Origin of the sequence: Dactylosporangium sp. CA-092794 (assembly GCF_050948465.1) — a bacterium.
Lineage (GTDB): Bacteria > Actinomycetota > Actinomycetes > Mycobacteriales > Micromonosporaceae > Dactylosporangium.
Genome location: NZ_CP192044.1, coordinates 5,418,351 through 5,441,056, shown reverse-complemented (window position 1 = coordinate 5,441,056; position 22,706 = coordinate 5,418,351). Strand labels below are relative to the sequence as shown.

Below are 22,706 nucleotides of genomic sequence, written 5' to 3'. Positions count from 1 at the left end.
GCGCCTACGGGCGCGCCTGATCGAGGCTCTCGGCGAAGTGGCAGGCGACGAGCCGCGGGTCCGCCGGCGCCGGGAAGGCCCGCAGCCGCGGCTCCTCGTGCGCGCAGCGCTCGCGGGCGGCGCGGCAGCGGGTGTGGAAACGGCAGCCGGTGGGCGGGTCGGTGGGGCTGGGCGGGTCGCCGGCGAGCACGATGCGGGCGGCCAGCCGGCCCCGGCGGGCCCGGTCGAGCACGGGTGAGGCGGACAGCAGCGCCTGCGTGTACGGATGGGCCGGCGCGTCGTAGACGGTCGGCGTGTCGCCGACCTCGGCGAGCCGGCCCAGGTACATGACGGCGGTGCGGTCGGCGACGTGCCGGACCACGGCCAGGTCGTGGGCGATGAACAGCAGCGCGATGCCCGTCCGGCGCTGCAGGTCGCGCAGCAGGTTCACGACCTGCGCCTGCACGGAGACGTCCAGCGCCGACACCGGCTCGTCGCAGACGAGGACCTCGGGCTCCAGCGCGAGGGCGCGGGCGATGCCGATCCGCTGCCGCTGGCCGCCGGAGAACTGGTGCGGATACCGGCTCATCAGCTCCGGCGCGAGCCCCACGAGCGCGAGCAGCTCGGCGACCCGGTCGCGGCGGCCGGCGGGGCCGCCGGCCAGCCGGTGCACGGCGAGCGGCTCGCCGACCAGCTCGCCGACGGTCATCCGCGGGTCCAGCGAGGTGTACGGGTCCTGGAACACCATCTGGACCTGGCGGCGCAGCAGCTTGCGGCCGCGGCCGCGGGCACCGGCGATGTCACGGCCGCGTACCCGGATCGTGCCGGCGTCCGGGCGCTCGAGCCCGACGAGCATCCGGGCGAGCGTGGACTTGCCACAGCCGGACTCGCCGACGATGCCGAGGGACTCGCCGGCCCGCAGCCGCAGGCTCACGCCGTCGACCGCGCTCACCCGGTGCCGGCCCATCCCCGCCCGGCCGGTGACGAACGTCTTGCGCAGGTCGGTCGCTTCGAGCACGGGCTCAGCCGGCGACGGCATCGAGCACCTCCGAGGAGCGGTGACAGGCCGTGGCCCGGCCGTCGGCGACCGGGCGCGGCTCCGGCCGCGTGGATCGGCACGCGTCCACGGCCCAGGCGCAGCGCGGGTGGAACGGGCAGCCCGCGGGGAGCCGGGTCGGGACCGGTGGGCTGCCGGGGATCGCATACAGGTCCTGGCCGTTCAGGTCCGCCCGCGGTACCGAGCGCAGCAGCGCCTGCGTGTAGGGGTGCGCCGGCCGGCCGAGGACGGCGTCGGCGTCGCCGGACTCGACGATCCGCCCGGCGTACATGACGGCGACCCGGTCGGCGACCTCGGAGACCACCCCGAGGTCGTGGGTGATCAGCAGCACCGCCATGTGCAGCTCGCGGCGCAGGCCGTCGAGCAGTTCGAGGATCTGCGCCTGCACGGTCACGTCGAGCGCGGTCGTGGGCTCGTCGGCGATGAGCAGCTCGGGCCGCAGCGCGATGGCCATCGCGATGAGAATCCGCTGGCGCATGCCGCCGGAGAACTGGTGCGGGTAGTCGCCGATGCGGCGGGCCGGGGCCGGGATGCCGACCTGGGCAAGCAGGTCCACGGCGTGTGCCCGGGCGGCCCGCCGGGTCTCGCCGCGGTGCTCGCGGAACAGCTCGCCGATCTGGTCGCCGACGGACAGCACGGGGTTGAGCGCGGACAGGGCGTCCTGGAAGACGAGGCTCATCCGGCTGCCCCGGATCCGGCGCAGTTGCTTGTCCGGCAACGACAACAGGTCGGTGTCGCGCAGGCGGACCCGGCCCGCGGTGACCGTGGCGTTGCCGGGATTGAGGCCCATGACGGCCCGGGCGGTCACCGACTTGCCGGAGCCGGACTCGCCGAGCAGGGCGACGAGCTCGCCCGGCGCGACGTCGAGGTCGACGTCGCGCACGGCGGGAACCGGACCGCCCCGGGTGCGGAACGTCACCGACAGGCCGCGCACCTCGAGCGTGGCCGGCGGGTCGGGCGGATGACGCACCTGTTGCCTCCAGGTAACTCAACCGGACTCTTTGCCCGTACTTCACTCATCGACCGCCATCTGCGCCCGATTCTGAATCGCATATTGACTCTGGTACCGGATTATTGCAACCCTTGCACCCGTCGCGCCGGATGATGGCGACGGCAAGGACCAGAGAGGAACGGGCATGCTCGAACCCGCCAAGCGGTACACGGGCTACACGGCATACGAATATCTGGAGCCCGGCGTGGACCTCAAGGAGTTCCGGTACGCCAAGCAGATCGGCCGGGTCCCGCCCTACGCGGGCCTGGAACTGTCCGGCGTGCAGCGGGAGCGCACCGAGCGCCTGCTGCGCGAGGAGATCGTCATCTCGCTGCACGACCACGTGCAGGTGTTCCCCGAGGACATGGCCCAGCTGCGCGAGCACATCCGCACCGGCCGCGAGCCCACCGGATACGAGGGGCTGGCCCGGTCCGGAATGACCGCGGTGTTCGACAACGGCATGGACGGCACCTGCTGCATCTCCAGCGATGCCGGCTGGAAGTACCAGGATGTGCTGTTCGACCTCGGGGTCCGGATGGCCGACCTGGCCCACCAGGACTTCGTGGTCAAGGCCGGGTCGGTGGCCGACATCCGGCACGCCCACGAGACCGGCCGGCTGGCGCACGTCTTCGCGCTGGAGGCGGCCACGATGATCGAGAACGAGGTCGACCGGCTCGACGTGCTCTACGGCTTCGGCGTCCGGCAGATCGGCATCGCGTACTCCGAGGCGAACACCCTCGGCTCCGGCCTGAAGGAGCGCGGGGACGGCGGCCTGACCTACTTCGGCGAGCGCGCCGTGACCCGGATGAACAAGCTGGGCCTGGCCATCGACATCTCGCACTCCGGCGACCGCACCGCGCTGGACGTCGTCGAGCACTCCACGAAGCCGGTGTTCATCACCCACTGCGGCTCGCGCGAGGTGTGGCCGACCAGCCGCATGAAGCCCGACGCGCTCATCAAGGCGTGCGCGGAGCGGGGCGGCGTGCTGGGCCTGGAGGCCGCGCCGCACACCACGCTCTCGGCCGCGCACCCCCGGCACTCCATCGAGTCGGTGATGGACCACTTCACGCACCTGGTCGACATCATCGGCATCGACCACATCGCCTTCGGCCCCGACACGCTCTTCGGCGACCACGTCGGGCTGCACAACGCGTTCGCCGGCAACCTGTCCATCGCGCAGGCGCACGGGACGGTGGACTTCGAGAAGGTCGAGTACGTCGACGGCCTGGAGAACCCGGCGGAGTGCTTCTACAACATCATCGGCTGGCTGGTGTCGCACGGCTACTCGGACGACGAGATCCGCAAGGTGGTCGGCGGCAACACGCTGCGCGTCCTCGAGGAGGTCTGGGTCTGATGCGCCTACGGCTCCCGTTCACCATCGTCGCGGCGCTGGCCGTCGCGGCGGCCGGCACCGCGTGCAGCCCGCAGCCACCCACGGCCACGCCGGGCGGCGGCAGCGACGCGACACTCACGATCGCCACGACGACCGACGTCGTCAACTTCAACCCGCTGGTCGGCAACAGCCGCACCGACTACTGGATCACCAACCTGATGTACCCGCACCTGCTCACCATCGACGCCAGCGGCAACAAGCAGCCGTCGCTGGCCAAGGCCTTCGGGTACACCGATCCGACGACCGGGTACTACGACCTGCGCGACGACATGAAGTGGAGCGACGGCCAGGCGGTCACCGCCGACGACGTGGCCTTCACCATCAACGCGATCATGCGGGACAAGCCGGCCGGGAACACCACCTACGGGCAACTGGCCAATGTGGACACCGCGGTCGCGGCGTCACCGACCCGGGTGGAGCTGAAGCTCAAGCGGCCGGACGCCACCGTGGTCGCCGAGGCCGGCTTCTGGATGAACGTCGTGCCCAAGCACGTGTTCGAACCGGCGGGCAACGTCGCCACCTTCGCCAACACCGCCGGCTGGGTGAGCGCCGGGCCGTACAAGCTCACGAGCGTCGCCAAGGGGCAGAGCTACACGCTCGAGCGGATCAGCCCGTATCCGTTCGCGCCGGGCGGCACGCCGACCGTGGCCAAGGTGGTCTACCGGGTCTACCCGGACGTCAACACCGAGATCCTGGCGCTGAAGAACGGCGAGGTGGACCTCATCGCCAACGCGCTGCCCCCGGCACAGGTGAAGAACCTCCAGTCGACCGCCGGGATCACCGTGGAGCAGGTGCCGGGCCTCGGCTACGCGAACATGACCTACAACATGACCCGCAAGCCGCTGGACAACCTGAAGGTCCGCCAGGCGCTGGCCCACGCGGTGGACTACAACGCGATCCGGTCGGTCGTGCTGCAGGGCCAGGCGGTGAGCACGGGGTCCAGCCCGATCCCGCCGGTGCTCAAGGACTTCGTCGACCCGTCGTCGCAGGAATACGCCTACGACCCGGACCTGTCGAAGCGGCTGCTGCAGGAGTCCGGCGTGACGGTACCACCGCTCACGCTCATCTACTCGCTGCAGGACGCGGTCACCGCGCAGTGGGTGTCGATCGTCAAGGACGGCGCGGCCAAGGTCGGCATCACCGTCAACCTGCAGGGCCTGGACCGCAACACGTACCTGGCCAAACGGGCGGCCGGCGAATTCGACATCTACACCGGCAACTTCGCCATCATGGACGACCCGGCGACGAACATGACCCTCACCTACCTGCCCAAGGGCGCCATCAACTTCTCCTTCGTCGACGACCCCGAGCTGTCCGCCCTGATCGTCCAGGCGCAGCAGACCACCGACAAGGCCGCGCAGAAGCAGCTCGTCCAGCGGGCCGCGGCGATGGTCCGCGACAACGTCTACGACAACGTGATGTACCTGCAGAACCTGTACGTGGCGCACAGCTCCCGGTGGACCGGGTTCGTGGTCAAGCCGAGCGAGCTGCTGTCCGTGGTGGACCCGCAGTCGCTGGCCAACGCGAAGCAGACCGGCTGAGCCATGGCACTGGGCATGCCACCGGTCATCGGCTTCGCGGCCCGCCGGCTGGGCCGGGGACTGCTGACCCTGTGGTTCGCGGCGACGGTCACGTTCCTGCTGCTGCGGCTGCTGCCGGGCGACCCGGCGCTGGCCGTGGCCGACCCGACCATGACACCGCAGACGCGGCAGATCCTGCTGCGCCAGTACGGGCTGGACCAGTCGCTGGCCAGCCAGTACGGCAAGTACCTGTGGCAGCTGCTGCACGGCAACCTCGGCGTCTCGTTCACCCGGCAGGTGCCGGTGAGCACCGTGCTGCTGGACCGGCTGCCGTGGACCCTGCTGCTGACCGGGTCGTCGCTGCTGGTGACGGTCGCCGCCGGCATCCCGCTCGGGGTGCTGGCGGCGACCCACCCGCGCGGCTGGCTCGACCGGCTGGTGCAGGTGGGCGGCGTGGTCGGCCAGTCGCTGTTCGTCCCGAGCGTGGGCATCTTCCTGCTGTTCGTGCTCGGCCTCCAGCTGCACTGGCTGCCGATCGGCGGGGCGTACCGGCCGGGCGTGTACGGCGCGGCGTGGTACGGCGACGTCGCGGCGCACCTCGTGCTGCCCTGCCTGAGCCTGGTGCTCGTGCAGCTCGGCGCCTACGTGCTGACCCTGCGCACCACGCTCATCGAGGCGCTCGGCGAGGACTACTGCGTCCTCGCCGGCGCCAAGGGCCTGCCCAACCGCACGGTGGTGTGGAAGCACGCGCTGCGCAACGCGCTGCTGCCCACCACCACGCTCGTCGGGCTGCAGCTGGGCCTGCTGGTCGGCGGCGCGGTGCTCACCGAGACCGTCTACGCCTATCCCGGCATCGGCCGCGGCATCTACGAGGCGGTGACCCAGCTGGACTATCCGGTGCTGCAGGGCGCGTTCGTGCTGCTGGCCGCGACGGTCGTGGTGGCCAACGTGCTGACCGACCTCGCCTACGGCCTGCTCGACCCGAGGGTGCGGACCGCATGAGCGCCGCCCCGCTGGACACGGTGAACGCGCTGGACGCGGTGGTCGCCGAGCGGCCCACCGCGGCCCGGGCCACCTGGTCGGCGTTCCGCCGCAATCCGCTCGGCCTGGTGTCGCTGGCCGTCCTCGCGCTCCTCGTGCTCGCCGGCGCGTGCGCCCCGCTGCTCGCCGGATACCCGCAGGGGTACGGCGACGCCGCGCTCCAGGCTCCCTCCGCCGAGCACTGGTTCGGCACCGACAACCTCGGCCGGGACATCTTCGCCGAGGTGGTGTGGGGCACCCGGATCAGCGTCGTGGTGGCCGCGCTCTCCTCCGCGCTCGCCATCGTGATCGGCGTGCTGGTCGCCGTGCTCGGCGCGTACTTCCCGAAGGCCGACGCGGTCATCGGTACCGTGGTCGACCTCTGCCTGGCGCTGCCCGTGCTCCCGCTGATGATCCTCGTCGCCGCCCTGGCCGGGCCGAGCCTCGTCACCATCGTCCTCGTCGTCGCGTTCTTCGCCTGGCCCGAGGTGGCCCGGGTGGTACGCGCGCAGGCGCTGGCCGTGGTCCGGCTGCCGTACATGGACGCGGCGCGGCTCGCCGGCGGCTCGCCCGCGTGGATCATCCGCAAGCACCTCCTGCCGGCGGTCGCCCCGGTGGTCGTCGTCTCCGTGGTGCTCACGGCCTCCCGGGCCGTGCTGTCCGCGGCCGGGCTGGCGTTCCTCGGCCTCGGCGACCCGAGCAGCTGGTCGTGGGGCCGGATCCTCTACGAGGCGCAGCAGTCCGGCGCGATGTCCAGCGCGTGGTGGACCACCCTGTTCCCGTCGCTCGCCATGCTGCTGCTGGTCGTCTCGGCCACGCTCATCTCCATCGCCTACAACGACGCGCGCAACCCGCGCACCGGGGAGGACTGACGTGCGGCTGCCGGTCAACGACAACGAGCTGGAGGTCGAGGTGTTCGGCGCCGGCGACGCGCCGGTGCTCATCGCCCACCACGGCGCTCCCGGGCTCGGATCCCGGGCCGAGCCACGGGCGACCTTCGCGCCGTTCGCGGACCGCTTCCGGGTCATCGTGTTCGACGCCCGCGGCAGCGGCGCCAGCGAGGGCCGGCCGCCGTTCAGCCACGAGCAGTGGGTCGCCGACGTCGACGCGCTGCGCGCGTGGGCCGGGGTCGAGCGGTTCGTCATGGCCGGTGGTTCGTACGGCGGCTTCATCGCGATGGAGTACGCGATCCGGCACCCCGAACGGCTGCGGGCGCTCGTGCTGCGTGACACCTCGGCCGACCACGAGAACCGGCACGCGGCCCGGCGCAACGCCCTGGCCTCCGCCCGGGTCCGGGTCGACGTCGAGAAGCTGGACCGGATCAACGCCGGCCTGGTGCGCGACGACGCCGACCTGGCCGACTGCTGGCGGGAGATCCTGCCCCTCTACGACCACGACTACGACCCGGCGGCGGTCGAGGCCCGGGCGGCGGCGACGCCGTACCGCTACCGGACGCACAACCACGCGTTCGCCGTCAACATGCCGTCGTACGACGTCAAGGAGCGGCTGGCCGCGATAACCTGTCCCACGCTGGTCACCGTGGGCCGGCACGACTGGATCACCCCGGTGGCCGGCAGCGAGACCATCGCGGCCCGGATTCCGGGAGCCAGACTGGTGGTGTTCGAGCGGTCCGGGCACTCACCGCAGATCGAAGAGGCAGAGCTGTGGCGGCAGGTGGTAGGCGGCTTCCTCCACGAGGTCGGCGCCGATGAGCGGGAGTGACACCCTGGACGAGCTGGACCGCAAGATCGTCGTCGCGCTGCAGTCGGCCGGCCGGGCCAGCTGGACCGAGATCGCCGAGCTGTGCGGCACCTCGGTCACCACGGTCGCCCGGCGCGGGCAGCAGCTGCTCAAGGACGGCACGGTCCGGGTCGCGGTGACGCCACACATCAACCACGCCGGCGCCACCGAGATGTACCTGCTGCGGATCACCTGCGCCCCGGGCACCCAGAGCCGCGTCTGCGCCAAGCTGGCGGTCCGCTCGGACGTGCGGTTCCTCGCCCTCGTCACCGGCCCGTGGGACATCATCGCGGAGCTCAACCTGCGCCGCGACGAGTCGCTGCACACCCGGATCGTCGAGGACATCCTGGCCATCGACGGCGTCCTGCGCTGCGACACCGACCTCACGCTGCACGTCTACAAGGTGTCGCACGACTGGAGCCGGCAGCTGCTCACCGGCGAGCCCGGGCCGGTGGTCAACGACGCGCACGAGTGCGACCCGAGCCACTTCGACCCGGCCGACCTGAAGATCATCGACTGGATGCGGGAGGACGGCCGGGCCAGCTTCCGGGCCGTGGCGGACGCGCTCGGGGTCAACGAGAGCACGGTCCGGCGCCGGTTCGAGACCCTGCAGCGGCGCGGCTGCGTCCACGTGACCACGCACGTGCCGGCGCGGGCGCTGGGCTTCGAGTCGGAGATCGTCATCTACGTCACCGTGGCGCCGCGGCGCCTCGAGGCGGTGGCGCGGGAGCTGTCGCAGTACCGCGGCGTGCGCTACGTCGGCGCGCTGCTCGGCACCAACTCCCTCATGTGCGAGGTCATCCTGCCCACGACCCAGGACGTCTACACGTTCACCACCGGCACCCTGGCCGGGCTCGACGGCGTGCAGGGCTGGACGGCGAGCATGATCCTGGTGACGGTGCGCCGCGGGTTCGTCGAGACGCCCTGGTGGCGGGACGCCATCGCGGACCCCGCGCGCTAGATATCGATTACTGTCAGTGCATTGACGGGAATCCCGGGTTCCGTGCAGTCTTTACAGAACATGCCCGCGCCCGCCAGCGCTCGATCGCCGGAGCCGCCCCGATGCTCGTCCGCATGCACCGGTTCGCCGCCGTCCTCGCCGCCGGCCTCATTTCCCTGCCGTCGCCGGCCGCCGCGGCGATCCCCGACTACATGACGGCGGAGGCGGGCAACCCGTTCACCGACGGCTGGTACGCCGATCCCGACATCGCGGTCTACGGCGACACCTTCTGGGTCTACCCGACGACCTCCAAGAGCTACGCCGAGCAGACGTATCTCGACGCGTTCTCCTCCACCGACCTGGTCACCTGGACCAAGCACAGCAACGTGCTCACCACCGCCGGCGTCTCCTGGGCGTCCTCCGCGATGTGGGCGCCCGCCCCGATCCAGCGCAACGGCAGGTACTACCTCTACTTCGCCGCCAACGACATCCAGAACAACAGCAGCCTCGGCGGCATCGGCGTCACGGTCGCCGACAACCCGGCCGGTCCGTTCCGCGACGCCATCGGCAAGCCGCTGATCGGCCAGTTCTTCAACGGCGCGCAACCCATCGACCAGGACGTCTTCGTCGACGACGACGGGCAGGCGTACATCTACTACGGCGGCTGGGGCCACGCCAACGTCGCCCGGCTCAACGCCGACATGACGAGCCTCGGCACGTTCCCCGACGGCAGCACGTTCAAGGAGATCACGCCGTCCGGCTACGTCGAGGGCATCCAGATGTTCAAGCGCAACGGCACGTACTACCTGATGTGGTCCGAAGGGGCGTGGACCGGCCCGGACTACTCGGTCTCCTACGCCATGTCGTCCTCGCCGGCCGGACCGTTCACGAAGCTGGACAAGGTCCTGGCCCAGGACTCGGCGGTCGCGAAGGGATCCGGGCACAACTCGGTGGTCAACGTGCCGGGCACCGACACGTGGTACATCTTCTACCACCGCCGGCCGCTCAGCGAGACCGACGGCAACCACCGCCAGCTGGCCTACGACCGGATGACCTTCAACGCCGACGGCACCATCCCGCGGATCACGATGCGGGTCAAGGACAACTTCGCCGACGACAACGCGCTGGGTTGGAAGACCTACGGCGGCGGCTGGACCGCCACCGGCGGGCGCTACCAGGCCGCCGGCTCACTGGGCGGCAAGGCGTTGCTGGACACCAACTTCGGCGACTTCAGCTACGATGCCGACGTCTCCGTCACGTCCGGGTCCGGCGACGCCGGGATCGTCTTCCGGGTCACCAATCCGGCCACCGGCACCGACGCCTATAACGGCTACTACGCCGGGATCAGCCCGGCGGGCCGGGTGGTGCTGGGCCGGGCCGCCGGCAACTGGACCGAGCTGGGCGCGGCCGGCCTGACGATCACCGCCGGCACGACCTACCACCTGCGGGTCACCGCGATCGGGGCCTCGATCAAGGTGTACCTCGACGACATGACGAACCCGAAGATCTCCCTGACGGACGGCACCTATGCCGGCGGCGCGGACGGCGTGCGGGTCTTCAACGCCGCGGCCACGTTCGACAACGTGTCGGTCGGCGCCCCCACCGGTGCCGGGGTGAACCTCGCCCAGGGCCGCCCGGCCACGGGCACCGCCGCGTGTGCGGCCGCGGAGGGCCCGGACAAGGCCGTCAACGGCAGCGTCACCGGCGGCAACTCCGACAAGTTCTGCTCCGCGGTCGCCGGCGCCTGGCTGCAGGTCGACCTCGGCATCACGAGGTCGATCAGCCGCTTCGAGGTGGCGCACGCCCAGGCCGGCGGCGAGCCGGCGAGCTACAACACCAAGGCGTTCACCATCTCGGTGTCCGCCGACGGCACCACCTGGAGCCAGGCGGTGAGCGTCGCGAACAACACCGCGGCCACCACCGTGCACCCCGTCAGCGGCGTGTCCGGCCGCTACGTCCGGCTCACCGTCGCCACCCCGACCCAGACCAGCGACGGCGCGACCCGCATCTACGAACTGCGGGCCTTCGGCTGACGCTGCGCCCCGGTCCCGGTCAGGGCACGGCCGGGGCGGGGGCGGCGGACTCGGGCTCCAGCTCCGCCAGGGTGCGCAGGCGCGGGATGGGCGAGCGCACCACGAACCAGATCGCCAGGAGGGTGCCGAGGGCGCCGACGAGCATCGTGGCGCGCAGGCCGATCCAGCCGCCCAGCGCGCCGCCGATGATCGCGCCGATCGCCGCCGCGCCGGTGACGGCGAAGCGGTAGCCGGCGTTGGTGCGGCCGAGCACGTCGGAGGTGACGGCCGCCTGCCGGACGCTGATCGCCTGGATGGCGTAGATGGACAGCCCGGCGCCGTTGACGAACAGGGCCAGGCTCACGATGATCGCGGCGAGCGCGGCGCCGCCGCCCGCGGCGGGGATGAGCAGCGGCGCCAGGTTGGCCACGACGATCGAGGCGATCAGCGTGCGGCCCAGGCCGTAGCGGCGGCTGAGCCGGGCCGCGACGGCGCTGCCGAGCAGCGCGCCGATCCCCTCGACGCTGAGCACGATGCCGATGACCAGCGGCGACAGGTGCAGGCTGCGGGCCAGGAAGAGGATGAGCACCGCCCAGAGCATCTGGTTGAAGAGGTTGTACGTGGCGGCCTCGGCGCCGAGCGCGCGCAGGTAGGTGTTCGACACCGCCAGCCGCACGCCCCGGCCGATCTGGGCCGGCAGCGACGCGGTCGGGCCGGGCTCCGGCTCGGGCGCGGGCTCCCGGCGCCGCACGGTGAGCAGCGTCGTGGCCGAACTGAGGTACGTGACGGCGTTGACGAGGATCGCGAACGGCGCGGTGAGCAGCCCGACGAGCAGGCCGCCGAGGCCGGGGCCGGCCGCCTGGGCGAAGGAGCGGCTGCCCTCCAGCCGGCTGTTGGCGTCGATGAGGTGGTCGTTGCCGACCAGCGACGGCAGGTACGACTGGTAGGCCAGGTCGAACACCACGGTCAGCGTCGCGGCCAGGAACACCAGCACGCCCAGCAGGCCGATGTTCATGGCGTCGAGCACGATCGCGAGGGGGATGAGGCCGAGGAGCACGGCCCGGCCGAAGTTCGCCGCCCGCAGCAGCGGCAGCCGCCGGACCCGGTCCACCCACACCCCGGCCAGCAGCGTGAAGAGCAGGAACGGCGCGGTCTGGGCGGCGTTGACCGCACCCATCTGCAGCGGCGTCGCGTTCAGCGTGGTGACCGCGAGCAGCGGGATCGCCACCAGCGAGACCTGCGCGCCCAGCAGCGACAGGCTCTCGGCGGACCAGAACTTCACGAAGTCCGCGTCGTGCCACAGGGACCGGCGGGGTTGCTCGGACATGCGGTCGGTGCTCCTTAGCGCTCGCTGAGCAGGGTGTCGAGGATGCGGGCCACGGTGGCCAGATGCGGCGGGCGCAGCAGCGTGTAGTGGTCGCCGCCGATCGTGTGCCGCTCGAACGCGCCGGCCAGCGCCCGCCAGCGCCCGGCGTCCGGGTCGTCCTCGGCGGCGGCCAGGTACACCAGCCGCCCGGGGTAGGACTCCGGCCGGTGCGCGAGGAACGCCCGGGTGTTGGCCGCGAACGCCGCGAACCGGGCGTCGAGCTCGTCGCCCAGCGCCGCGAGGTCCACGCCGGCGCCGGCCAGGTCCTCGGCGAACCAGTCGCGCAGCCGTGCCTCCGCGAAGGCCTCGTCGAACGCCTCCGCCGGGGGCAGGCCGGTGTCGAGCAGCGCGACGAACGCCACCGGCTCCCCGGCCGCGAGCAGCCGCCGGCCGATCTCCACCGCGACGGTCCCGCCGAAGGACCAGCCGCCGATGTGGTACGGCCCGTGCGGCTGGACGCCCCGGATCGCCTCGGTGTAGGCGGCGGCGAGGCCGGGCACCCCGTCGTCGCCGGCGCTGCCCTGCAGGCCGTGGACGGGCCGGTCGGCGCCCAGCAGCCCGGCAAGGGGCAGGTACGGCCCGACGGTGCCGCCGACGGCGTGCACGAGGAACAGCGGCGCCCGGTCGCCGCCGGCCCGCAGCGGCACCAGCGGCGAGCCGGGGTCGCCGGCCGGTTCGCCGCCCTCGTGCGCGCCGTCGATGCGGGCCGCGAGCCGCTCGAGCGTCGGGTTGGCGAACAGTTCGCGCGGGTGCAGGGCGGCGCCGGTCGCCTCGCGGATGCGGGTGATCAGCTGGGCGGTCTGCAGCGAGTTGCCGCCGAGATCGAAGAACGTGTCGTGGGCGCCGACCCGCTCGGCGGGCACCCCGAGCACCGCGCTCCAGATCCCGGCGAGGCGGTGCTGGGTGGCCCCGGCGGGCGGGACGTGCCCGGCGCCGGCGGCGTCGCCCGGGTCGGGCAGCCGCCGGACGTCGATCTTGCCGTTGGCGTCGCGGGGCAGCTCCGGCAGGACCAGCAGCTGCCGCGGGACCATGTGCGGCGGCAACTGCTCGCCGAGCCGGTCGCGCAGCGCCGCCGGGTCGGGTGCGGGCCCGGCCTCGGGCACGGCGTAGGCGACCAGCCGGGCGTTGGCGGTGCCGGCGTCCTTGACCAGCACGACGGCCTGCCGGACGCCGGGCTGGGCGGCCAGGGCGTACTCGATCTCGCCCGGCTCGATGCGCATGCCACGGATCTGCACCTGCCGGTCGGCCCGGCCGACGAAGTCGAGGTTGCCGTCGGCGCGCCAGCGGGCGAGGTCGCCGGTGGCGTACATGCGCGCGCCCGGCTCGGCGGCGAACGGGTCGGGGACGAACCTGTCCGCGGTGAGGTCGGGCCGGCCGTGGTAGCCGCGGGCCAGGCCGGCGCCGCCGATGTAGAGCTGGCCGGTCACGCCGATCGGGACCGGGCGCAGGCCGGCGTCGAGGACGTACACCAGCTGGTTGTCCATCGGCCGGCCGATCGGCGGGCGGCCGTCGAACCCGCCGGGCCGGCACGGGTAGTCGGTGCTGATCACGGTGGTCTCGGTCGGGCCGTAGCCGTTGCGGAAGTCGCGGTGCGGCGCGGACCAGCGGCCGGCCAGCTCGGCCGGGCAGGTCTCGCCGGCCACCATCACCAGCCGCAGGTCCCGCGGCACGCCGGGGTCCATGAGGCCCAGCAGGGCGGGCGGCACGTAGGTCACGGTGATCCGCTCGTCGCGCAGCAGCTCGCCGAGGGCGGCCGGGTCGGCCAGCGTCCCGCGGGGGGCGCCGACCACCGTCGCCCCGCCGGCGAACGCCGCGTAGAAGTCGAAGATCGACACGTCGAACGCGGTGTTGGCGACCTGCGCGAGCCGGTCCCGCTCGGTGATCGCGTAGCGCACGGCGGTGCTCCGCGCGAACTGCACGGCGGCCCGGTGCGGGATCATCACGCCCTTCGGCGTGCCGGTCGAGCCGGAGGTGTACATGATGTACGCCAGATCCTCCGGCCGGACGTCGACGGCCGGGGCGGTGGCCGGCTCCCCGGCCAGCCGCGCGGCGGTCGCCGGGTCGTCGAGCCGCAGCCGGGGCAGCCCCTCCGGCAGCCGGTCGGCCAGCGCCGTGGTGGTGAGCACCACCGGTACCCCTCCATCGGCAAGCTGGAAGGCGATGCGCTGGGCCGGGTAGTGCGGGTCGATCGGCAGCCAGGCCGCGCCCGTCTTGAGCACCGCCGCCTGGGCCACCGGCTGGTCGAGGCCGCGGTCGAGCAGCACGCCGACGCGGTCCCCGGGCCCGACGCCGTGGTCCTCGGCGAGGACCCGGGCCAGCCGGTTCGCCCGCTCCTCCAGCTCGGCGTAGGTGAGCTCGGCGCCGGCGAAGCGCATGGCGGCGTGCCCGGGCCGGGCCGCCGCGTGCCGGGCGGCCAGCTCGTGCAGCAGGCCGCCGGGCCGGTGCACCGGGGCCGGGTTCCAGTCGCGCACGACGGTCCGCAGTTCCGCCCGGCCGAGCAGGGGCAGCGCGTCGATCGGGGTGTCCGGCGCCTCCGTGGCCGCCTGGAGCACGGTGGTGAGGTGCTCGACGAGCCGTTCGATCCGGCCGGCGTCGAAGAGTTCGGTGGAGTACTCGGCCGCGAGCTCCAGCGCGCCGTCCGGGCCGTCGGTGAGGGCGATGGTCAGGTCGAAGCGGGCGCCGTCGGTGCCGGCCGGGACCGGCTCGACGGCCGCGCCGCCGAGGCGGACCTCGGCCCCGGCGACCTCGGCGGTCTGCAGGGTGAAGCTGACCTGGAACAGCGGGTTGCGGCCGGGCACCCGCTCGGGCTGCAGCACGTCGACGACGAGGCCGAACGGCACGTCCTGGTGGGCGGTCGCGTCGAGGACCGTGTCGTGGCAGCGGCGGACCAGCTCGGCGAAGGTGGGCCGGCCGGCGGTGCTGGTGCGCAGCACGACGACGTTGGCGAAGTAGCCGACCAGCGGCTCCAGCTCGGAGCGGGTGCGGCCGGAGAAGACCGAGCCGACGGCGAGGTCGTGCTGTCCGGTGTACCGGTGGAGCACGACGCCGAAGCCGGCCAGCGCGACGGCCAGGAAGGTGGCCCGCTCGCGCCGGGCGATGCCGCGGATCGCGTCGCCGAGGCCGTCGGGCAGCCGGCGACCGAGCTGGGCGCCCGCGCCGCTCGGGCGGGCCGGGCGGGGCCGGTCGGCGGGGAACTCCAGCACCGGCAGCCCGTCCAGGGCCCGCTTCCAGTAGGCGAGGTGCTCCTCCAGCCGCTCGTCCCGGTCGGGGCCGGTGCCGCCGCGGCGCTGCCAGGCGGCGTGGTCGGCGGGCTGCAGGTCGAGCGGGGCGAGGGTTTCCCCGGTGTACACCCGGGAAAGCTCGTCGGCGAGGACCGCGACGGACCAACCGTCGGCGACGATGTGGTGCACGACGAGCAGCAGCAGGTGCTCGCCGGGGCCGACCCGGGCCAGCGAGGTGCGCAGCAGCGGCCCGGCGGCGAGGTCGAACGGGGCGCGGGCGCCGTCGTGCAGCCACCGCTCGGCGTCGGTGACGTCCTGCACCGGCAGCGGCCAGGCGGCCGGCGGCGGGTCGATCACCTGGACCGGTGCCCCGTCGCGCTCCTCGAACCGGGTGCGCAGGCTCTCGTGCCGGGCGACCAGGGCGGTGAACGCGCGGCGCAGCGCGTCGACGTCGAGCGCGCCGCGCACGCGCAGGGCGAGCGGCAGGTGGTAGGTCGAGGCGGCCGGGTCGAGCTGGTGCAGCAGCCACAGCCCCTCCTGCTGGTGCGAGCAGGGCAGCGGCGCGCCGCGCGGCGCCGCCGGGATGCGCTCACCGGGGCGCTGCTGGCGGCCCTCGCGGGCGGCCCGCTTGCGGGCCAGCAGCGCCTCCAGCTCGGCGATCTCCGCGTCCTCGGCATCCCCGGCGCCGGAGCCCGGCGGGGCGGACAGGCCGCCGACCAGGCCGTCGACCAGCGCGGCGAGCTGGTCGAGCTGGGCGGCGCTGAAGAGCTGGCGGGGCTCCAGGTCGACCGCGAAGGCGTCCCGGATGCGGGCGATGAGCTGGATCGACTGCATCGAGTTGCCGCCGAGGCCGAAGAAGGTGTCGTCGGCGCCGACCTCGTCCTCGCCCGTGCCGAGCAGGCCGGCCCACAGCCCGGCGAGGCGCCGCTGCGTGCCGGTGGCGGGCGCCCGGCGCTCCGGGCGGCCGGCGGCCGGGTCCGCCGGTGCGGGCAGGCGGGCCTCGTCGACCTTGCCGGACGAGGTCAGCGGCAGCGCGTCGAGGCGCTGCAGCGCGGCCGGGACCATGTGCAGGGGCAGCCGTTCGGCGAGGTGCTCGCGCAGCGCGGCCAGGTCGGGCTCGCGGCCCGGCTCGGGCACCACGTAGGCGGCGAGGTGGGCCTGGGCGGTGCCGCCCTGGCGGAGCACGACCGCGCTGCCCCGCACGCCGGGGAAGCCGTTGACGGTGTGCTCGACCTCGCCCAGCTCGACCCGCAGGCCGCGCAGCTTCACCTGCCGGTCGGCCCGGCCGAGGAACTCGAGCTGGCCGGCGGCGCTCCAGCGGACGAGGTCGCCGGTGGCGTACATGCGCTCGCCCGGCTCGGCGGTGAAGGGGTCGGGCAGGAACTTCTCGGCGGTCAGGTCGGGCCGGCCGAGGTAGCCGTGTGCGAGGCCGACGCCGGCCATGTACAGCTCGCCGGGCACGCCGATCGGCACCGGGCGCAGTTGCGGGTCGAGCACGTAGGCGCGGTGGTTGGCCATCGCGCGGCCGATCGGCGGGGCGGCGGTGAGCGGCTCGTCCGGGCAGCGGTAGTCGGTGCAGGTGATGGTGACCTCGGTCGGGCCGTAGCCGTTGTGGAACTGCCGGCCGGGCCGGGCCCAGCGGTTGACCAGCTCGGCGCCGAAGGGCTCCATGCCGATGAACAGCACCCGCAGGTCGGTCAGCGGCTCCGGGTCGAGCAGGCGCAGCACCGCGGGCGGGATGTCGCCGAAGGTGATCCGCTCGTCGCGCAGCAGCGCCTGCAGCCCGTCGGGGTCGAACAGGGTGGCCCGGGGCGCGCCGACGACGGTGGCGCCGGCGCTGAACGTGGCGAAGAAGTCCGAGACGCTCACGTCGAAGGTGGGGTTGGCCAGCTGCAGCACGCGGTCGCCGGGGCCCAGCCCGAACAGCTCGACCAGATTGCGGCAGAAGTGCACGGCGGCCCGGTGCGGCACGAGCACGCCCTTGGGCCGCCCGGTCGACCCGGAGGTGTAGATGACGTAGGCGGTGTCCTCGGGGTGGACCTCCACGTCGGGCGCGGTGGCGGGCTGGCCGTCGCCGGCGCCCGCGTCGAGCACGACGGTGGCGACGCCGTCGGGCAGCCGGTCGGCGAGGTCGGCGGTGGTGAGCACGAGCGCGACGCCGGCGTCGGCGAGCTGGTAGGCGAGGCGGTCGCGGGGGTACTGCGGGTCCAGCGGCACCCAGGCGCCGCCGCTCTTGAGCACCGCCAGCTGGGCGGCCGGCAGGTCGAAGCCGCGCTCCAGCAGCACGCCGACGTGGCTGCGGGGCTTCACCCCGGCGGCGATGAGCACGTGGGCCAGCCGGTTGGCCCGCTCGTCGAGGGCGCCGTAGGCGAGGTCGGCGCCGGCGAAGCGCATCGCCGCCCGGGCGGGGGCCTCGGCGGCGCGCTCCGCGAAGAGGGTGTGCAGCAGGGCGGCGCCGGGGCGCGGCACCGGGGCCGGGTTCCAGCCGTGCAGGACCTGGGTGCGCTCGGCCGGGGTGAGCACGTCGAGGTCGCCGAGGCGGGTGCCGGGATCGTCGGCGGCCCGGGCGAGGACGGTGGCGAGGTGCCCGGTGAACCGCTCGATGCGGGCCTCGTCGAACAGCTCGGTGGAGTACTCCACGGTGAGGTCGATGCCGTCGCCGGGCCGCTCCTCGGCGGCGACGGCGAGGTCGAAGCGGGCGCTGGTCGCGCCGCGGGGCAGCGCGGCGACCGCCACGCCGGGCACCGCGAGCGCGGCCTCGGTGACCGCCTTGGCCTGCAGGGTGAAGCTGACCTGGAACAGCGGGTTGCGCCCGGCGACCCGCTCCGGGTTGACCGCGTCGACGACGAGGCCGAAGGGCACCTCCTGGTGGGCGGAGGCGCCGAGCACGGTGTCGTGGCAGCGGCGCACCAGGTCGCGGAAGGTCGGGTCGCCGGCCAGGCTGGTGCGCAGCACGAGGGTGTTGGCGAAGAAGCCGACCAGCGGTTCGATCTCCGAGCGGGTACGACCGGAGAAGACCGACCCGACGGCGAGGTCGTCCTGTCCGGTGTACCGGCGCAGCACGGTGAGGAACCCGGCCAGCAGCACGGCCAGGAACGACGCCTGCTCGGCGGCGGCCAGCGCGCGCAGCCGCCCGGCGAGCCCGTCCGGCAGCGGCCGGGCGAGCAGCGCCCCGGCGCCGGTCGGCTGGGCGGGCCGCGGCCGGTCGGCCGGGAACTCCAGCGTCTGGATGCCCGCCAGCGTGCGCCGCCAGTAGCCCAGCTGGTCCTCCAGGGCGGCGCCGGAGAGCCGGCGGCGCTGCCATGCGGCGTGGTCGGCGGGCTGGATCGGCAGCGGCGGCAGCGGGTCAGCGCCGGGGCCGGCGGACAGCAGCGCGGTCAGCTCGGCGCACAGGATGCCCAGCGACCAGCCGTCGGCGACGACGTGGTGCAGCACGAGCAGCAGCACGTGGTCGTCGGGGCCGAGCCGGGCCAGCTCGGTGCGCAGCAGCGGCCCGGCGGCGAGATCGAACGGCCGCTCGGCGGTGGCCCGCAGCCAGTCGTCGAGGCCGCCCTCGGCGACGTCGGTCCGCGGCAGCGGCCACGCCGGCGGCGGCGCTTCCGGCAGCTGCCGCCCGTCGGCGGTGAACCGGGTGCGCAGGCTCTCGTGCCGGGCGACCAGCCGGTGCAGCGCGCCGGCTAACGCGGCGGCGTCGAGCGGGCCGCGCAGCCGCAGTGCCAGCGGGATGTGGTACACCGACGCGGCCGGGTCGAGCTGGTGCAGGTACCACAGCCCCTCCTGCTGAAAGGAGCTGGGCAGCGCGCCGTCGCGCGGCACCGGCGCGACCCGCTCCTGCTCGTCGCGGCGCTGCCGCAGCCGCAGCTCGAGCAGCGCCCGCCGCTTCTCCTCCAGCGTCATGTGCTTCGGGCCGGTCATCGGCGCACGCTCAGCGGTCGCAGGTCGGTCCACACCTGGGCGATGTGGGCGAGGCACTCGGCGCGGGTGCCCTGGACGCCGGCCTCGCGCCACCCGGCGGGCAGGTCGCGGCCGGCGGGCCACACCGAGTACTGCTCCTCGTGGTTCACCACCACCGTGAAGACCGGCTCGTGCTCTGTCGGCTCAGTCATGGCTGTGCTCCCGTTGTCGGTTGGAGTTTGCGAAAGCCGTCATCGCCCGGCGCCGACCTCGGAGGGCACCAGCCGGTCGAGGAACGGCGTGAGGTCGTCCAGCGGGGTGCGGGTGACCAGGGCCGCCATGCTCGGCGCGTGGGCGGTGAACTCGGCGACGGCGAAGTGCCGGGAGCTGTCGGTGAACATCGCCTCCAGGCCGGCCGGGGCGTCCGGGCCCGGGTCGCGCGGCGCGGGCATCAGCATGGCCGCGCGCACCAGCAGCTCGTCGGCGCCCTCGTGCGCGACGAGCTCGTGCAGCCGGGACCAGAACCGCGGGTAGCCGCCGGGCTCGGCGACGCCGCGGGCCACCAGCCCGGCGAAGACGTCGGCGAAGCGCAGCGGGGCGGGGCGCAGCAGGTGCACCCGGTCGCCGGCCGGGCGGCGGCCGGTGACCGCGGCGGTGATGTACCCGGCGATGAGGTCGACCGGCAGGTGGTCGGTGGCCGCGGCGGTCGGGAAGACGACGCCGGTGGCGGCGCACGCGGCGACCAGGCCGTGTGCCACCGAGGAGGCGTTGGGCACGCCGGTGCGGCTGTGCGGCCAGATCTCGCCGAGCCGGTAGACGACCGAGTCCAGCCCGTAGCGGCGGCAGTCCTCGATCACGTGCTCGACGACGTGCTTGGAGCGGCTGTAGCCGTCGGCGGGCGGCCGGGCCGGGTCGGGCAGGCGGTCCTCGCCGATCGGCCGGTCGGCGGTGCCGGCCAGCTCGCCGGCGCCGAACGCGCTGAAGCTGGACAGCACGTGCAGCCGGCAGCCGTCGCCGGCCAGGGCCAGGCGCAGCAGCTCCCGTGTGCCGAGCACGTTGTCGGCGCGCAGGCCGGCGTAGTCGGTCAGGAAGTTCACCCGGGCGCCGGCGTGCAGCACGGCGTCGACCTCGTGCGCGAGGCGGGTGAACACGCCGTGGTGCAGGCCGAGCTCGGGCGCGGCCAGGTCGCCGTGGATGATGCGCAGCTGGCCGTAGCCGAGGGCGTAGTCGAAGCGGGGCAGCGCCTCGTCGAGCCGGTAGCGGCGCAGGGCGGCGCGCAGCCGCTCCCGGGCGGCCGTGACGTCGGCGGCGCGGACCAGGCAGACGGTCTGCACGGTCGGGCGGGCCAGCAGCTCGGCGAGCAGGTGCGCGCCGATGAACCCGGCGCCGCCGGTGAGCAGCACCCGGTGCGTGCGGGGCGGCGCGGCGGCGGCGCGCACGGCGCCGAGGTCGGCGACGCGCCGGTCGGCCTCCATCTGGGCGAGGCCGCTGCCACTGCCGCCGGCGGCGGGGCCGGGGCCGGGGGTGCCGGCGTCGAGCAGCAGCGCGGCCTGCTGGCGGACGGTGTCGGCGCGCAGCAGCTCGCCGATGTCGACCGGCTTGCCGGCGCGGGTGCCTAAGAGGGCGCCGATGCGGTGGGCGAGCAGCGACGTGCCGCCGTAGTCGGTGAACGCCACGTCGACGGAGACGGTCTGCAGCCGCAGCACGTCGCGCCACACGGCGGCGACGAGCTCCTCGGTGCCGGAGGCCGGGGCGACGAAGCCGGCCGCGTCCGCGCCGGCCGCCTCGGCGACGCGCTCGGTCGCGTACTGCTCCAGCCGGCGCCGGTCGAGCTTCCCGTTGGGGGTCAGCGGCAGCTCGGCGAGGCGCACCAGGCGGCGCGGCACCACCTCGGCGGGCAGCTGCCGGCGCAGATGCGCCGCGATGGCGTCGAGCGGCGGCGCGGGCGGGGTGGCGCCGGCGGTGAAGAAGCCGACCAGGCCGCGGCCGTCGCCCTCGCCGGTGGCCACGACGGCGGCGTCACGGATCCCGGTCACCTCCGACAGCGCGCGCTCGATCTCGGCCAGCTCGATCCGGACCCCGCCGACCTTGACCTGGTCGTCGCGGCGGCCGTCGAAGCGCAGCAGGCCGTCGGGGCCGACGTGGCCGAGGTCGCCGGTGCGGTACAGCTTCGGGCCCGGCACGGCGGCGAACGGGTTGTCCACGAACGCCTGCGCGGTGCGGGCCGGGTCGTGCAGGTAGCCGGCGCCGACGCACTCGCCGCCGATGAAGATCTCGCCGATCTTGCCCGGCGGCAGCGGCCGCAGGTCGGCGTCGAGGACGAGCGCCGCGGTGTTGGGGATCGGCCGGCCCAGCGGGATGCCGCCGTCCTGCCCGGACGCCGCGCCGGCCACCGCGTCGAGGTCGATGTCGTGGAAGACCGAGCCGATGGAGCACTCGGTAGGGCCGTAGGTGTTGGTGACGCTCAGGCCGGGCAGCAGGGCGTGCAGCCGCTGCAGGACGTGGCCGTTGGCCGCCTCGCCGCCGATGAGCATGCGGCGCAGCCCGGAGAGCTCGGCGACCAGCTCCGGGCGCAGCTCCAGCAGGGAGACCAGGGCGCTGAGCACGGAGGGCACGAAGTCGGTGATGGTGATGCCGTTGCCGCCGATGATCCGGCAGGTCTCCTCCAGGTCGAGGATGCCGCGCCGCTCGGGGATGACGACCCGCCCGCCGGTGGTGAGCGGCCACAGCACCTGCCACATCGAGGAGTCGAAGGTCGGGCGGCTGTTCTGCAGCACCACCTGCCCGGCGCCGGCGCCGAAGTGCCCGGACATCGCGGTGAGCCGGTTGACCAGGCCGCGGTGGCGGTTGAGCGTGCACTTGGGGGTGCCGGTGGAGCCGGAGGTGAAGTACCCGTAGATGAGGTCCTCGGGGCCGGGCCGGGTGGCTGGGACGGGCCCGGCGGCCGGCGGGAGCTCGTCGACGAGCACCGCGACGACCGGGGCAGGCGGCGGCGCGGCAGCCGGAACGGACCCGGGCGCGGCACCTCGGACGGGCGCGACGAACGGGGCAGACGCGGCACCCCAGGCGGGCGCGGCAGCCGGGGCGGGCGCGGCAGCCGGGGCGGGCGCGGGTGCGGGTGCGGCGGACGCCGTCGCGCGGACGGTGAGGATGACGGTGGAGGCGAGCTGGCGCAGCGCGCCCTCGATGCGGGTGGCCGGCCAGTCCGGGTCGACCGGCACGTAGACCGCGCCGATCTTCATCGCGCCGAGCACGGCGACCGGGAAGTGCAGGCTGTTGCCGATGAGGATCGGCACGAGGTCGCCGGCGCGGACGCCGTGGGCGTGCAGGGCGGCGGCGACCGCGCCGGCGGCGGTGTCCAGCTCGGCGAACGTGAGGCCGGCGGCGCCGTGGCGCACGGCGGTGCGCTCCGGCGCGTCGCGCACGACGGCCTCGAAGAGGTCGAGCACCGAGCTGGCGCGGGGGAACTCCCGCGCCTCGCCGATGCCGTGCGGCACGGCATCGGCGAGCTCGGCCCGGTCGTGGTGGTCGTTCCGGTCGTTGCTGGGGTTGCTCGTCATGACGCGGCTCCGG

13 protein-coding genes are annotated in these 22,706 nt (G+C 74.1%); 7 read left to right on the top strand and 6 right to left on the bottom strand.

The genetic code is table 11. The features are described from left to right. Positions 1–4: 4 nt before the first annotated feature. Positions 5–1,018 carry an ABC transporter ATP-binding protein gene (locus ACQPXD_RS23355; RefSeq protein WP_432841887.1) on the bottom strand — a complete coding sequence of 338 codons (1,014 nt, stop codon included), beginning with the start codon at positions 1,016–1,018 and terminating at the stop codon, positions 5–7. After that, positions 1,002–2,006, bottom strand: coding sequence for an ABC transporter ATP-binding protein (locus tag ACQPXD_RS23350; protein WP_432841885.1), 1,005 nt, complete (start codon positions 2,004–2,006; stop codon positions 1,002–1,004). The genes ACQPXD_RS23355 and ACQPXD_RS23350 overlap by 17 nt, the downstream gene beginning before the upstream one ends. A gap of 166 nt (positions 2,007–2,172) precedes the next feature. Between ACQPXD_RS23350 and ACQPXD_RS23345 the strand changes: the two genes are divergently transcribed. From ACQPXD_RS23345 to ACQPXD_RS23315, 7 genes are all read left to right on the top strand, one after another. Further along, complete coding sequence (locus ACQPXD_RS23345) at positions 2,173–3,381, top strand: dipeptidase (protein WP_432841883.1); 1,209 nt, start codon at positions 2,173–2,175, stop codon at positions 3,379–3,381. Next, positions 3,381–4,961, top strand: coding sequence for an ABC transporter substrate-binding protein (locus ACQPXD_RS23340; RefSeq protein ID WP_432841881.1), 1,581 nt, complete (start codon positions 3,381–3,383; stop codon positions 4,959–4,961). Before ACQPXD_RS23345 ends, ACQPXD_RS23340 begins: the two co-directional genes overlap by 1 nt. Positions 4,962–4,964: 3 nt before the next feature. Next, positions 4,965–5,942 carry an ABC transporter permease gene (locus ACQPXD_RS23335; protein ID WP_432841879.1) on the top strand — a complete coding sequence of 326 codons (978 nt, stop codon included), beginning with the start codon at positions 4,965–4,967 and terminating at the stop codon, positions 5,940–5,942. Beyond that, a complete protein-coding gene (locus tag ACQPXD_RS23330) occupies positions 5,939–6,832 on the top strand; it encodes an ABC transporter permease (protein WP_432841877.1) in 894 nt (297 codons plus the stop codon). The genes ACQPXD_RS23335 and ACQPXD_RS23330 overlap by 4 nt, the downstream gene beginning before the upstream one ends. Before the next feature lies 1 nt (position 6,833). Continuing rightward, complete coding sequence (locus tag ACQPXD_RS23325; RefSeq protein ID WP_432841875.1) at positions 6,834–7,682, top strand: alpha/beta fold hydrolase; 849 nt, start codon at positions 6,834–6,836, stop codon at positions 7,680–7,682. Further along, positions 7,669–8,661: an Lrp/AsnC family transcriptional regulator gene (locus ACQPXD_RS23320; RefSeq protein ID WP_432841873.1), complete on the top strand. Its 993-nt coding sequence runs from the start codon at positions 7,669–7,671 to the stop codon at positions 8,659–8,661. Before ACQPXD_RS23325 ends, ACQPXD_RS23320 begins: the two co-directional genes overlap by 14 nt. Positions 8,662–8,774: 113 nt before the next feature. Further along, on the top strand, positions 8,775–10,673 hold the full coding sequence (locus ACQPXD_RS23315; protein ID WP_432841871.1) for a family 43 glycosylhydrolase: 1,899 nt from the start codon (positions 8,775–8,777) through the stop codon (positions 10,671–10,673). A 19-nt stretch (positions 10,674–10,692) separates the two neighbouring features. Here ACQPXD_RS23315 and ACQPXD_RS23310 read toward each other — a convergent pair whose 3' ends face one another. The 4 genes from ACQPXD_RS23310 to ACQPXD_RS23295 are packed head-to-tail and all read right to left on the bottom strand — an operon-like array spanning position 10,693 to position 22,693. After that, positions 10,693–11,979: an MFS transporter gene (locus ACQPXD_RS23310; protein ID WP_432841869.1), complete on the bottom strand. Its 1,287-nt coding sequence runs from the start codon at positions 11,977–11,979 to the stop codon at positions 10,693–10,695. A 14-nt stretch (positions 11,980–11,993) separates the two neighbouring features. Next, positions 11,994–19,154, bottom strand: coding sequence for an amino acid adenylation domain-containing protein (locus ACQPXD_RS23305; RefSeq protein WP_432841867.1), 7,161 nt, complete (start codon positions 19,152–19,154; stop codon positions 11,994–11,996). Beyond that, complete coding sequence (locus ACQPXD_RS23300; RefSeq protein ID WP_432841865.1) at positions 19,151–19,345, bottom strand: MbtH family protein; 195 nt, start codon at positions 19,343–19,345, stop codon at positions 19,151–19,153. Before ACQPXD_RS23300 ends, ACQPXD_RS23305 begins: the two co-directional genes overlap by 4 nt. Positions 19,346–19,384: 39 nt before the next feature. After that, complete coding sequence (locus ACQPXD_RS23295; RefSeq protein ID WP_432841863.1) at positions 19,385–22,693, bottom strand: amino acid adenylation domain-containing protein; 3,309 nt, start codon at positions 22,691–22,693, stop codon at positions 19,385–19,387. Positions 22,694–22,706 lie beyond the last annotated feature (13 nt).